Origin of the sequence: Dawidia cretensis (genome assembly GCF_018598175.1) — a bacterium.
Classification (GTDB): domain Bacteria; phylum Bacteroidota; class Bacteroidia; order Cytophagales; family Cyclobacteriaceae; genus Ohtaekwangia; species Ohtaekwangia cretensis.
Genome location: NZ_JAHESE010000007.1, coordinates 61925 through 75504 on the forward strand (window position 1 = coordinate 61925; position 13580 = coordinate 75504).

The 13580-nt window shown below is 52.1% G+C and carries 10 protein-coding genes; 2 read left to right on the top strand and 8 right to left on the bottom strand.

Features of this window, described 5'->3' with window-relative positions:
• Positions 1-8 precede the first annotated feature (8 nt).
• The 4 genes from KK062_RS09845 to KK062_RS09860 all read right to left on the bottom strand — a co-directional run bounded on the left by KK062_RS09845 (position 9) and on the right by KK062_RS09860 (position 5087).
• On the bottom strand, positions 9-2525 hold the full coding sequence (locus KK062_RS09845) for a PIG-L family deacetylase (protein ID WP_254084119.1): 2517 nt from the start codon (positions 2523-2525) through the stop codon (positions 9-11).
• Between the two features lie 99 nt (positions 2526-2624).
• A complete protein-coding gene (locus KK062_RS09850) occupies positions 2625-3086 on the bottom strand; it encodes a hypothetical protein (RefSeq protein WP_254084120.1) in 462 nt (153 codons plus the stop codon).
• A gap of 104 nt (positions 3087-3190) precedes the next feature.
• A complete protein-coding gene (gene thyA / locus KK062_RS09855; protein ID WP_254084121.1) occupies positions 3191-3985 on the bottom strand; it encodes a thymidylate synthase in 795 nt (264 codons plus the stop codon).
• Between the two features lie 223 nt (positions 3986-4208).
• Entirely contained in the window at positions 4209-5087 is an 879-nt protein-coding gene (locus tag KK062_RS09860; protein ID WP_254084122.1) for a hypothetical protein, read from the bottom strand.
• 75 nt (positions 5088-5162) lie between these two features.
• Between KK062_RS09860 and KK062_RS09865 the strand changes: the two genes are divergently transcribed.
• Positions 5163-5843, top strand: a complete 681-nt coding sequence (locus KK062_RS09865) for a DUF4159 domain-containing protein (RefSeq protein WP_254084123.1) — start codon at positions 5163-5165, stop codon at positions 5841-5843.
• Positions 5843-7366, top strand: a complete 1524-nt coding sequence (locus KK062_RS09870; protein ID WP_254084124.1) for an FG-GAP repeat domain-containing protein — start codon at positions 5843-5845, stop codon at positions 7364-7366. The genes KK062_RS09865 and KK062_RS09870 overlap by 1 nt, the downstream gene beginning before the upstream one ends.
• On the opposite strand, the gene KK062_RS09875 is transcribed toward KK062_RS09870, so the two are convergent.
• From KK062_RS09875 to alaS, 4 genes are read right to left on the bottom strand one after another with little or no spacing between them, the layout of a single operon-like run.
• The gene (locus KK062_RS09875) at positions 7347-8117 is read right to left on the bottom strand and encodes a DUF3298 and DUF4163 domain-containing protein (protein WP_254084125.1); all 771 of its coding nucleotides are present in this window, start codon (positions 8115-8117) and stop codon (positions 7347-7349) included. The two genes, KK062_RS09870 and KK062_RS09875, sit on opposite strands and share 20 nt — an antisense overlap.
• Before the next feature lie 7 nt (positions 8118-8124).
• A complete protein-coding gene (locus tag KK062_RS09880) occupies positions 8125-9339 on the bottom strand; it encodes a peroxiredoxin family protein (RefSeq protein WP_254084126.1) in 1215 nt (404 codons plus the stop codon).
• Positions 9336-10796 carry an Asp-tRNA(Asn)/Glu-tRNA(Gln) amidotransferase subunit GatB gene (gene gatB / locus KK062_RS09885; RefSeq protein WP_254084127.1) on the bottom strand — a complete coding sequence of 487 codons (1461 nt, stop codon included), beginning with the start codon at positions 10794-10796 and terminating at the stop codon, positions 9336-9338. The genes KK062_RS09880 and gatB overlap by 4 nt, the downstream gene beginning before the upstream one ends.
• A gap of 35 nt (positions 10797-10831) precedes the next feature.
• Positions 10832-13447 carry an alanine--tRNA ligase gene (alaS, locus tag KK062_RS09890; protein WP_254084128.1) on the bottom strand — a complete coding sequence of 872 codons (2616 nt, stop codon included), beginning with the start codon at positions 13445-13447 and terminating at the stop codon, positions 10832-10834.
• Positions 13448-13580: the final 133 nt, after the last annotated feature.

Sequence of the window (13580 nt, forward strand, 5' to 3'; positions counted from 1 at the left end):
GTACCGGGTTATTTTTGTTTTTTTCGTTTGGAGCCTTTGCGGGCCACAGGGGCCGCAGGCTTTTTACCCAATGAGACCAGGTTGGCAAACAGGCGGTATGCGCCGGGCACTCCCTCGGGCAGCTCGCGGAAGAACGACAGGCCGGTATATACAAAATAGCCGCTGCCATATTGTGCCACGAGCAAGCTACCGTTTTTCGCGGGCGATTCGCCAGTATCGTTCATGGACAGAATTGCTTCATACCGCTGATCCCACGGGTTGGGAAAGTATAGGCCCCGCTCCTGCACCCATCCCGAAAAATCCGCCTGGGTAATTTTGTTAGGTGTCTGCATGACACGGTGGTCGGGCTTGAGGATGGTGACTACGGCGTCCTCTTCGGTCACGCGGTCGCGCGAGATCGTCAGCGGGTACGGTGCCAGCAAACTGGCGTCTACACCACCCGACGTGTTGTATTGGGTAATCAACGCTCCGCCCTGCTCTACATACTGTAACAGTATGGGCATGTAGAACTTGAGGCGTTCTTGTGTGTTCCAGGCGCGAATGCCCAGGACTACGGCGTCCAGGCGACGCAGGTTGTCGGCCGTGATCTCTTCGAGTTTTAGCTCGAGCACATCGTAGCCCATGACGCGCAAGGCCGTGGGTATGTCGTCGCCAGCGCCTTTGATATAGCCCACGACGGATCCATTTTTCTTTAACGCTACGCGCACGAGTCGGGCCTCTGCGTGCGGCAGTAATGTTTGGGTTGGAATATGATCGTATTGGATGTTTTGCATGCTACGATCAAACGTGCCAGCCTTGTCGACTACGGCAAAGGCTTTCAATGTTTGCGTTTCCTCAACGGATGACGGCGATACGCGGAATGATACCACCTGCTCTTCGTCACGGAACGTGAGCTTAAAGGGAATGCTATTCGGCGTGATCTTCCACCCGGCAGGAGCTTCGAGGCGTAAGCCGCCTTGTACGGTGCCGTTACCCGTTGCCACCAGTGTAACATTTATGGTACGCGATGTTGTGTCAGGAAAGATCAGCACGGTGCTGCTCAACGTCACGACTACCGGTGGTACGACCTGGAATGGACGTGACAGCTCACCCCGCGAGGGGTCGGTCCATTTGTAGATCAGCGGACGTGTGATCGTGATCACCTGTCCACCAACGTTGTATAAGACGGATACGCTGATGGCCGGGGGATTTTCGGCTTGCCCGATCAGACGCGGGTCTTGCACGGTAAACCGGCCGATGCTGTGCGGTTCGGACAACCAGTAGGGTGACGAGAACTCGCGCGTTTTTATGGTCTTTGTTGTTTTGATGTTCACCAGCATGTTATTCTTTAGCGGCACCGAACACGTGGAGTCGAAGCCGAGACCACGCGCCACGATGCGTACGATGGATACTGTCGTCGAGGAACGATTTACTAATTCCAAGGTCGTGCGTACGGATTGGCCAGCAGCCGATTGATAGGTATTGGCGGTTGCTTCGACATAGAGGCCGAGGCAGTCCTGCACGAGCTGTTCCACTTCGTCTAATTTACGGTCTCGCCACACGCTGGGCGACAGCTTGAGCATCTCCTGACGAATCTGCAACAGGGCGGGTACACTTTCGGCTGGTGCTTCGTGCCGGAAGCTTGCAATAAGCTTATCGACCAACGGCTGAATACGTTCTCCCCCTTGCAGGCGTGTCCAGGTGGTATTAATTCCTTCGAACAGATCTTTCTCGGCGCGCTGGCCGCGTACGTACTCCAGGTACTCGGGCTGGTCGCCGCGGGTACCGGCAGAGCCAAAGCCCTGGCTGCGGTGTTGACTGCGGCTGATGGCTGCGATCTCGGTATATGACATGCCCAAGAGGGGGCTATACCCTCCTACCGGCAGCGTGACCACACCGGGTGTATTTTCGTTGATGGATGTATTCCACCAGCGACCGGTATTGGTATATAACCGTTTTACCTGCCAGGCTCCGAGCTCGCGTGCCTGGTCGGGGTATTGATCGGCACGGGCTGCTGCTTCAAAACCTTTCTCGGCGAGTATGGCCGACGCGGTATGGTGGCCGTGGCCGGCACGTTCGTCGGGTGGGAATCGTGTGATGATGACATCGGGCTGGTATTGCCGGATAATCGTCACTACGTCCGAAAGAATCTCTTCTTCGCCCCAGATTTTAAAGGTCTCTTTGGGCGACTTAGAAAAACCGAAGTCGTTGGCACGTGTAAAGAATTGCTGCCCTCCGTCTATGCGGCGTGCGGCTAATAATTCTTGTGTACGCAATACCCCTAACTGGTCGCGCATTTCGGGACCGATCAGGTTTTGCCCGCCGTCACCGCGCGTCAGTGAAAGATACGCCGTGGTGGCCAGGCGGTCGTTGGCGAAGTGGGTGATTACGCGGGTGTTCTCGTCGTCGGGGTGTGCGGCCATATACAACACGGATGTGAGCACGCCCAGTTTTTTAAGACGCTGGTGGATGCGGGATGCATCGGGCTGTTGTTGGGAGAATACGTAAACCGGTACGAGGAAAAAGATAACTATAAGTCGCTTCATTCGGTGGAATATGATTGGACCAAAAGCTCAAAAATACGAAAGCAAGATGCTACGATCCAGGCGGAAGCGTTGTTAATGAATTGTTATTTATAGAAGCGGTTAAATTTTACCCCGGGGCTCGCCGTTGATCCGAAAAATGCCGTTCTCTTCGAAGAAGATAACAACCCGACTGGTGACTTCGCGATCCTGGGTCATGAAGTAGATTGAATAAGCATAGCCGTCGGGGTGGCCTTTCAGATCATCGGTAAATCCCAGCACCAGCGGTAGAGCCATCCCCTCAGTTACTTTACGCGACAATACGGTCTCGCCCATACCATCTTCTATGCGTACGCGTACTTCGCCGGGATAGAGCCGGAGTACTTTAAAGTCTATTGTTAAGAAGGGTAATAACGGCGGCGCCTGGTGGATGTCAGATCGAAGGCTGCTGTAGCCCTGGGCGACGGGCGCTGCGTGACGCGGTTTGAGCTCGAATTTTAACCTGGCTTCAAAATCGTCGCCTGCCCTGTAGGGTGCGTCCTCAGGGAGTAAAAATACGAGTAGGGCAACGCATAACCACTTCATTCCGCAATCGTTTCCGGTTTCAGTCTATAACGTGGGATGCGAACAAAAAGGTTCGGATTACTTCCCGGATTTACATCCGGTGTAAGGTAATGGCATTAAATGCCTTACACGGCTATAGGAGCCTTGATGGAAGGGTGCGCCTGGTAGTCGACGATCTCAAAATCTTCGAAGACATAGTCGAAGATCGATGCCGGTTTGCGGGCAATCTTCAGCCTGGGCAGCGGTAGTGGCGTGCGTGTGAGCTGCAACTGAGCCTGTTCCAGGTGATTGGTGTATAAGTGTACGTCACCACCAGTCCAGACGAAGTCGCCCGGCTGCAGGTCGCATTGCTGGGCTATCATTTCTGTGAGCAATGCGTAGGAGGCAATGTTAAAGGGTACGCCCAGGAAGAAGTCGGCACTGCGCTGGTACAGCTGGCAGGAGAGCTTACCGTCGGCTACGTAGAACTGAAAAAGGGCGTGACAGGGGGGCAAGGCCATTTGGTCGACCTCAGCTGGGTTCCAGGCACTTACGATGTGGCGGCGTGAATCGGGTTTTTGCTTAAGCGGCTGCATGAGCAGAGAAATCTGGGCGATCCGACGGCCGTCGGGTGCCGGCCAGCTGCGCCATTGTTGACCATAGACGGGGCCCAACTCGCCATTTTCGTCGGCCCACTCATCCCAGATGGTCACTTTGTTGTCGTTCAGGTACTTGATGTTGGTCTCACCCTTCAAAAACCACAACAGCTCGTGTATGATGGAGCGGAGGTGGAGCTTTTTGGTCGTTACCAATGGAAATCCTTCGGAAAGGTCAAACCGCAGCTGGCGGCCAAAAAGCGATAATGTGCCTGTGCCCGTTCTATCCGTCTTCTTCGCGCCGTTCTCCAAAATATCGCGCATCAGGTCGAGGTATTGCTTCATGGTAGTTGTCTAGTCAAGATTGGTGCAATATACGACCGCGTGCATGCAGGAGAAAGTTCAGGATGGCAAATTTCGGGCGTAGGGATGGTGTTAGTATGCCTTATGTAGGCTGTAAGTACGGCTTTGATACGGGTATGACCCTATTTAGGTATGGCTGAATATCGCTATCAGGTCGCTGTATGGTCGCGTTAAGGTGGGGTGGCAATTATGGGGCCTTTTACGACTAGTAAACCTTTACACCTTTGGTGACTCGGTTAGCGGTGATGCTTACGTGTTGACAGTCTTCGTAGCCGTAGTCGACGGAGATGTCTTTGGTGTTGTTGATTATGTAATCTTTTACGCCGTCTACTGCGATCAGGCAGGTGCGTTGGTATACAAGGTCTTCGTCGACTGATACCGAGTAGGCTACGCCCGTGCGGGTAGTGCCGCCAGCGGTGCTGCCGGCCACGACGATGCGTTCGTCATTCAGGGGGTTTTCGTTGCGTTTCCAGGTCCAGGTGATGTCGGACGTACGGGTCATGGTGGTGCCGTCGGGGAATGTGGCGCGGCCGTCGGCCAGGGTGACGTGGAAGGACGGCACGGCTTCGGTGCTGGTCGAAACATTTACAGACGTGCGGACGCCTTCGATTTTCACGGCGCTGACGGAATAGTTCTCCGGGGTGATGATGATGCGGGAGTTGGGCATGAACCGTCGACCGGAATAGACAATGTGCAATTTCCCCTGACGGAGGACATTGCGTGGGTCGGCACAACCAATCGTACCAAAGTCGATAGTGATGACGCCTTGCGGGTTTTGCAGGGTCGAGCCTGCTGCGGGTTGTACGGTGACAACGACATTGTTGCAGTCAAATCGGTCGTCGTCGACAGTGATGGTTGCGGCGGTGCGGCCGCCGGCATACTGGTCGTCGGTGGGCTCTTGCAATGCTACGCTGCCCAAGTCGTCCAAATCCTGGTAGAAGGATTCGGTCAGGGCCTCTTCCGGCACAGCTTCGAGGTCGGCCCGGCCGACTATTTCGTCTTTACAGGCTTCGAGCAGGCTGGCGCCGATCAGAAGGCTACCGACCAGAAAAAGTTGATGAATCTTGAAGGGTCTTTTGGTCATATCGCGTAGTTGCTTAGTTTTAAACGCTTGAAAGGTGAAAAGTAACCTGGGAACAGGTATACGAAAAGCGTACCCATGATAAAACGTAACGTAAGATTAAGATATAGTGTTTTTTTGTATTTCCTGCTGGCGGTGCCGTTGAATGCCAGCAGTCAGATTGCTGTCAAGATAGCCAAACTGAAATATCCTGGTGGCGGTGACTGGTATGCCAATAAAACTGCCTTGCCCAACCTCATTAAGTTTTGCAATCAGGAATTAAACACGAGTCTGGCGCCGGAGGAAGATGTGGTGGAAGTGGGCAGCCGTGATATTTTTTTGTATCCATACGTCTACATGACAGGGCACGGCAATGTGGTGTTTTCAGAAGCCGACGCTGCCAACCTGCGCAAGTATCTTACGGGCGGTGGGTTTCTGCACATCGATGACAATTATGGACTCGATAAGTTTATACGGCTCGAATTAAAAAAAGTGTTTCCTGAGCTGGAGTTGATAGAGCTTCCCTTTGATCATGCTATCTACCATCAGAAATTCGATTTTCCGCGTGGATTGCCGAAGATTCACGAGCACGATGCAAAGCCAGCACAAGGCTTCGGCCTGATCTATGAAGGCCGGTTAGTCGTGTTTTATTCGTTCGAGTGTGATTTGGGCAACGGTTGGGAAGACCGTCGTATTCATAACGATCCCGAAGAAAAACGGCAACAGGCTCTCCGTATGGGTGCTAACCTGATCGCCTACAGCTTTACCAGCGCGCGCTAGTGTCTTTGCATTTTATCACCCGATTCTTACCCGCCGCGTTGATCGGTATAGGTTGTGGTTTGTTACCGTTGGGTTGTGAAACGCCCGAGCGCCGGGACGAGCGACTGGCCCGCCAATACTGCGGGAGCTGCCACGCTTATCCTGAACCGGGGCTATTACCCAAAGCGTTGTGGGCGGAGCGGATCATGCCTGCTATGGCCCTGCGGATGGGATTCGAAAGTATGAATCAGCTCGTTCAAATGGATGAAGATGAGCGCAACGCCCTGATGCGTATTTTGCCCGACAAGCCGATGCTTTCGGAGGAAGAATTCGAGCATATCAAAGCATATTATCAACGACATGCTCCCGATACACTTACGTTACCTACCGCTCTCGTGACACAGCCGTTACATCAGTTTGATGCTATGCCTTATTACCTACCGACGCCACCGCTTATCACGATGATTCAGGCGGACACACTCCATCGTCAGCTTTTCGTGGGCACGCGCTTGTCTAAGGTATATACCCTGACCGAAGATCTGGTCAAAAAGGACTCGCTCACATTGCCTGGTCCACCTTCGGCCATGATTGTGGATGATCATCAACGTATATTTCTTTCCATGGGAATTATGGATCCTAACGACGCTACGCGCGGGCAGGTGTGGGTTCAGCCGGACACCGGCACTGCGTTTGGTCTGATCGATTCATTGCAGCGTCCGGTACATTTTCAGCAGACAGATTTAAATGCTGACGGGCGCCAAGATTACCTGGTGTGTGCTTTTGGAAACCACACGGGTGCCTTGCTCGCGTATGAAGGCCAGGCCGATGGTACTTTAAAAAAGCACGTATTGGCTACCGGTGCCGGTGCGCGGAAGACTATTCTACGTGACTTCGACAATAACGGATTGCCCGACATCGCGGCGTTGCTTACGCAAGGAGACGAACGCATTATACTCTTGCTTAATTATGGCCAGTTTAAGTTTCGCGTAACGACACTGCTTCGCTTTCCGCCTGTCTATGGCAGCAGTTTCTTCGAGCTGGTTGATTTTAATCACGATCAACATCCTGATATTGTCTACAGTAATGGTGACAATGCCGACTACTCCCCTATTCTCAAACCTTATCACGGTGTGCGCCTATTTCTGAATGACGGTACTAACCGGTTTACGGAATCTTTCTTTTTACCGCTTCATGGAGCGTTTCAAACCAGTACCCAGGACTTTGATCGCGACGGCGACCTTGACATCGCTGCCATTTCTTTTTTTCCCGACTTCCGCGAGCATGCCGAGCAAGGATTTGTGTATTATGAAAATACGGGCGGGAGCTTTCATGCCTATACTACTTCCCTCGCTGCCGGGGGGCGATGGATTACAATGGAAACAACTGATCTAAACCATGATCATTATCCGGATCTGTTGATCGGTGCATTGGACTTTGATACGGGTGTGCCCCGGCCATTAATTCAACAATGGGCTTCTGGAAAAACGTCGTTGTTGGTGCTCAAGAATACTGCGGGCCTGGCTTCTACTTCCGCCAGGCCGTGAGTGCTGTATACGGTATATGAATCTCCGTGGGGCCAGCGGCGTAAGAGGCCACCTCGTAGCTGTTGTAATAAAACGTAACGCCGTCTTGTGTAAACCCGTAGTTTTTGTTTAGCTGAAACTTGTTGTCGGGAAACTCGAAGGCCTGCTGTTGAAGCGAAGTCGTGTCGGCCATCTCCCGTGCTTTGCGGAAGGCCTGCTCGCCTTGTGTCGTCAGCGCGGCCTCATAGCCAGGCTTAAAAATATCATCGAGCGTAATATCGCGGCCGTTGCGCGGGTCGATGTTGATGAAATATTTACCGCCACCCCCGTGGGCACCGCCCGTGAAGTATTCATCCTGCGTGGCGAGTGTCAATAAGGTATCGTTCAGCAGCACCACCGATACGGTGGCGCCATAATACCAACCACCGGAAGGATCGGGGAATTCCTTTGTGAATTTCTCGAAGTCTTGAATAAAATCGTGGGCGACCTCCTCCATGGTCTTACCGCGTTGCTCGGGGTTGCCCATGTCGGCGGTTAGAAGAATGCGTTTGGAGATGACGACGTTTACCATCGAGTCTAACCCGGTAAATACCGGATAGTCTATCTCATACGAGGCACACGCCGTCGAGTCGGTCGCACAGCCACCGGCCGATTCGAGCCGGAACGATGTCATGGTGTATGCGACGGGGACTTTTTCCTCTTTCTTTTCGCGCATCGTACAGGATGCAACGACCACGATACCTACGGCAAGCAACAGCAACTTGCTGGTCATGCTTATTTTATTTTTTTGCAAAGATCTCGTTCAGTTTATTGTCCAGGGCAGCGCCACGCAAGTTTTTGGCGATGATCTTGCCATCGGGATCTAGCAACAGCGAGAATGGTATACCTGTAATGTTATAGGTCTTCGCTGCTTCTGACTGCCAGTACTTTAGGTCAGACACGTGTGTCCACGCCAGGCCGTCTTGTTTGATCGCCTGAACCCAATCTTTCTTATTGCGATCCAGCGACACGCCGAATACGGTAAAGCCTTTGTCCTTATATTTCTGGAAGGCACGCACGACGTTGGGGTTTTCCTGGCGACAGGGGCCGCACCATTTTGCCCAGAAGTCTACGAGTACATATTTACCTTTGAGGGAGGACAATTTTACCACGTTGCCCGTTGTATCGGGCAGTGAAATTTCTGGTGCTACCTGGCCGATCGACAATACCTTCATGCGGTCTACCATGCTGGCAAATTCTTTTGCGACGGCATACTGCGGCCACTCTTTCTTCAGCTTTTCGGCTACCGCGACATAGGTGGACATATATTGATCTTTGTCCAGCACGTTGCTTTGCAGCAAGTTGATGGTGCCCAGTGACGCCGGTTGGCTGCGGAGGTACTCGGCCAGCTTTTCGTGTGTCTTAGCAATCTCCTGCTGATATGTAGTCTGTATCTGCGCGATCTTAGCGTCATCTTTCGCTTGTACCGCGGCTGTGAAATCTTCGTTCAGTTTTGCAATCGTCGGCGAGCGCTCGGCTTCCGCCATGATGCTCTGGGCCTGACGAATGACATCAATCTCGGGCGAGCCTTTGATCTCTACAAAACCGCGTGCGTCGTTGCCGTCTACATTAATTTGCACGTTGCTTTTAAAGAGTATAAAGTCTACCTGCTGACGGTCGAAGAATGTCAGTTTATAGTAACCAGGTGCCGACAGCTTGACCGTTTTAGAATATGTATAGTTGCTCTTCAGTTGAATGGTGTCTTGCCATCCCGGCGCACCGGAGGCATTTAACTCCTGGATGGTGATCTTTCCACCGGCCTGGGGGTAGCCTACCTTGCCACTGACGACGACGGTCCAGCCTTCGACAACGGCTTCGTCGGCTGCCGACTCTTCTTTGCTTGTTGATGAGCAGGAGAAGCCCAGCACCAGCATCATAAAGCTGAGGGCGTTGAGCCGGCTCCAGAAGCTTCGCAACGGGTTGCCTGATGTGCGGTATCGATGTGCTACGTTCATATTTCTTCCAGTTTCTTGGTTAACAATTGGGTCGCTACTTTCGGGTCGGCTTTGCCTTTGCTTCGCTTCATGACTTCTCCCATAAACATGGAGATGATCCCCTTCTTGCCGTTTTTATATTCCTCCACTTTCAGTGGAAATTCTTTGATCACCTGTTCGACAATGGGCAAGATCGAGTCCTGATTACTGTCTTGAATGAGGTTTAGCTGTTGGGCAACTTCCAGCGCTGTTTTTCCCGGATTCTTTAACAATTCGGGGAACACGCGTTGCGAAGCTGTTCCAAAGTTGACCTTCCCTTCGTCTATTAACGTAATTATCTCGGCAATGATCTTTGGAGACAACGGAAACTCGTCGGCTGACAGGGTAAGCTCGTTGAGATAGGATTTTACCGGGCCCATTACCCAGTTGGACGCTGCTTTGTAGTTCTGGGTCAGCTTGCATACTTCCTCAAAATACAGCGCTACTTCTTTCGTGTCGGTTAATACGTGCGCGTCGTAGTCCGACAGGCCGTAGGTCGTTACGTACTTTTGATACAGCTCGCGGGGAAGTGCGGGCATGGAGGCCTTGATCTCTTCGAGCCAGCGGTCGGAGATCTGCATCGGGCTCAAGTCCGGATCGGGGAAGTAGCGATAGTCGTTCAGCTCTTCCTTCGTACGCATGCCGTAGGTCATACCATCTCCCGCATCAAACGTACGGGTTTCGGATATGATCGTCTCCCCGCGTTCGATCATTTCAATCTGACGATCGAACTCGTGCTCGATGGCCCGCTGTACGTTGCGGATGGAGTTCATGTTTTTCACCTCCACCTTTTTACCATACACGTCTGAGCCTTTCAGCATCACGGAGATGTTGGCGTCACAGCGCAGCGAGCCTTCTTCCATGTTACCGTCACAGATGTCGAGGTAACGCACCAGCTTCCGTACTTCTGTCAGGAATGCGTAGGCTTCGTCCGAGGTACGCATGTCAGGCTCACTTACGATTTCGATCAGTGGCACACCGGCGCGGTTAAAGTCCACCAGGGTGTCGGTCTCCGCGGCCAAGTGCATGGACTTGCCAGCATCTTCTTCGATGTGAATCCGGTTCAGCCGGACCACCTTATCACCTTCGTCTTTGATGGTGATGGTAACAGTTCCTCCTTTACAAATCGGCGTCCGGTCTTGTGTGATCTGGTAGCCTTTCGGAAGATCGGGGTAAAAGTAATTTTTACGGTCAAAGATGTTAAACCGGGTGATGCTCGAGTGACAGGCCAGGCCCATCTTTATAGCATATTCGGCCACGCGTTTGTTCAGCCGCGGCAGCGTGCCCGGGTGTGCCAGCGTGATCACGCCCACGTTGGTATTGGGCATACTACCGTATTCGGTCGAATCGGTGTTGTATATTTTACTCTTCGTTAACAGCTGGGCGTGTACTTCCAGGCCGATTACCAGGGTGTATTTTTCGCGGTTGGACTTATTCATGTCTTATAACTCTGTAGTATTAAGCGTATAGGCACTTACTGGATCAATTTACGTGCTTTTTCCAGCACAGCACTCAACCCGTCGAGGTTCTTTCCACCAGCGGTAGCAAAAAATGGCTGACCGCCGCCACCGCCGCCGATTTCCCTGGCAAGCTCCTTCACCATGTTGCCGGCATGGTAACGGTTGGTTTCGGCAAGCTTCTCACCCAACATAACGGCTACCTGGGGTTTGCCTTCGACGTCGGCGGCTAATACCAACAACAGGTCGTCAAACTGATTGCGCAGGCCATATGCTATGTTTTTTAGTGCGTCGGCACTGGAGACGGTGACTTTCTCGAGAATGAGGTGATAGCCGTTGATCTGTTGCGCACGCGACGCCAACTGGTCTTTTAACTGATTGGCTTGCTCCTGCTGGAAGGCTTCGAGCTTTTTTTCCAATGCGTGTTTTTCCTCTAATAATCCCTGGGTCGACGCCAGGAGGTCTTTCGGATTTTTGAGCAGTTCCCGTACCTGGTCGAGCAGCCCGAGCGATTCACTTACATAGCGTTCAGCCTCGTCGGCTGTGATCGCTTCGATGCGTCGTACGCCTGCGGCCACGGAGCTTTCGGATACGATCTTGAACAATCCAATCTGGCCTGTAGCCGGTACGTGTGTACCACCGCAAAGCTCGATGGAGAACTTCGGATCAAATGTTATGACGCGCACAAAGTCGCCGTATTTCTCGCCAAACAATGCCGTCGCGCCAAGCTTCTTTGCGTCCTCGATGGGAACGTTGCGTCTCTCATCCAGTGCAATGTTTTCGCGGACCTTTTGATTCACGATATGCTCTACCTTCTGAATCTCTTCGGCTGTCATGGCCGAGAAGTGTGAAAAGTCAAAACGCAGCATGCGATCGTTTACCAACGAGCCTTTCTGCTCTACGTGTTTGCCGAGCACCTGGCGCAGGGCCGCGTGCAACAAGTGTGTAGCCGAGTGGTTGTCCATGCTCAGCTGGCGCTTCTGCTTGTCTATTTGCGCATGAAACGTTGCCTGCAAGTTTTCCGGCAGCGTCTCCGTGAAATGCACGATAAGCTCGTTTTCCTTGCGGGTGTCGTGTATATATATTTTCTCGTTGACGCTTTCGATATAGCCGGTATCCCCTACCTGGCCACCGCTTTCCGCATAGAATGGTGTACGATCAAATACCAATTGGAAGAGCTCTTTATTCTTTTGTTTAATCTTGCGGTAACGTAAGATGCGTACGTCTGCTTCCTGGTGGTCATACCCTATAAATTCGGGCTTCACGTCTGCGCCGACGGTAATCCAGTCTCCTGTCTCCTTCGCTGCATCGGCTTTGGAGCGCGACTTTTGTTTTTCCATCTCGGCTTTGAAGCTGTCTTCGTCCACCGATAGACCCCGCTCCCGGGCAATGAGCGACGTCAAGTCGATCGGGAAGCCGAATGTGTCGTATAGTTCAAATGCCAGTGTGCCGGAGATGACCTGGCCTTTCAGCTCGGACTGAATGATGTCGAGTCGTTTCAGACCTTTTTCCAACGTACGCAGGAACGAGGTCTCTTCTTCGAAGATCACTTTGCCGACATACTCTTTTTGCGACTCCAGTTCCGGGAATACTTCTTTCAACTGGTTGCCCAATACGGGGACCAGTTTATAGATAAATGGTTCTTTAAAATTCAAGAATGTAAAGCCATAACGCACGGCACGGCGCAGGATGCGGCGAATAACATATCCTGCTCCTGTATTGGATGGTAGCTGACCGTCCGCAATGGCAAAGGCCACTGCCCGCACGTGGTCGGCAATAACCCGCATGGCGATGTCAGTCTTCTCATTATCCTTATATGTCACGCCGGCTGCCTGGCCGATGAAGCTCAACAGGGGCGTAAATACATCGGTGTCATAGTTTGAGGTCTTTTTCTGGATCGCCATGCACAAGCGTTCAAAGCCCATGCCGGTGTCGACGTGTTGGGCAGGGAGCTTCTCCAGCGATTTATCAGCCTTGCGGTTGAACTCCATAAACACGTTGTTCCAGATCTCAATCACCTGAGGATGGCTTTGGTTAACGAGCTCTTTACCAGGCAGTTTTTTCACTTCTTCATCAGAACGTAGGTCAACGTGGATTTCCGAGCACGGACCGCATGGGCCTGTTTCCCCCATTTCCCAGAAGTTATCTTTTTTATTGCCACGCAGGATGTGGTCTTCCGCTATGTGTTCCTTCCAAAAATTGTAGGCATCCTGGTCGAATGGCAGATTTTCTTTTGCATCGCCTTCAAATACAGTGACATAGAGTCGATCTTTGGGAAGTTTGTATTCTTCGGTTAGCAGTTCCCACGACCAGGCGATGGCCTCTTTTTTAAAGTAATCGCCAAAGGACCAATTGCCGAGCATCTCGAACATGGTGTGGTGATAGGTGTCGATCCCTACCTCTTCCAGGTCGTTGTGTTTCCCGCTGACACGCAGGCACTTCTGGGTATCGGCCACGCGCGGGTTTTTCGGCTGGGCGTTGCCCAGGAAGTAGTCCTTGAACTGGACCATGCCCGAATTTGTAAACAAAAGTGTGGGATCGTTCTTCAGTACCAGGGGTGCTGAAGGCACGATCGTGTGGCCTTTTTTCTCAAAAAACTCTAGAAACTTACGTCTGATCGAACCCGAATCCATTGCCTGATACCTTGTTTAAGCTTGCTACTATGTGTTTTTTACTATATTAGCCCGTTGATCCGACAAAATTCGGAACGGAAAATCACAAAATTAACCGCAGATGACAGAGATTAAGCAGGTATCGGAGAATTTT

Excerpts from the sequence above, each read along its gene's own strand:
- KK062_RS09860 (WP_254084122.1), bottom strand. The coding sequence starts at position 5,087 with ATGACCAAAAGACCCTTCAAGATTCATCAACTTTTTCTGGTCGGTAGC.
- KK062_RS09845 (WP_254084119.1), bottom strand. The coding sequence starts at position 2,525 with ATGAAGCGACTTATAGTTATCTTTTTCCTCGTACCGGTTTACGTATTC.
- KK062_RS09875 (WP_254084125.1), bottom strand. The coding sequence starts at position 8,117 with ATGACCAGCAAGTTGCTGTTGCTTGCCGTAGGTATCGTGGTCGTTGCA.
- alaS (WP_254084128.1), bottom strand. The coding sequence starts at position 13,447 with ATGGATTCGGGTTCGATCAGACGTAAGTTTCTAGAGTTTTTTGAGAAA.
- KK062_RS09865 (WP_254084123.1), top strand. The coding sequence starts at position 5,163 with ATGATAAAACGTAACGTAAGATTAAGATATAGTGTTTTTTTGTATTTC.
- gatB (WP_254084127.1), bottom strand. The coding sequence starts at position 10,796 with ATGAATAAGTCCAACCGCGAAAAATACACCCTGGTAATCGGCCTGGAA.
- KK062_RS09850 (WP_254084120.1), bottom strand. The coding sequence starts at position 3,086 with ATGAAGTGGTTATGCGTTGCCCTACTCGTATTTTTACTCCCTGAGGAC.
- thyA (WP_254084121.1), bottom strand. The coding sequence starts at position 3,985 with ATGAAGCAATACCTCGACCTGATGCGCGATATTTTGGAGAACGGCGCG.
- KK062_RS09880 (WP_254084126.1), bottom strand. The coding sequence starts at position 9,339 with ATGAACGTAGCACATCGATACCGCACATCAGGCAACCCGTTGCGAAGC.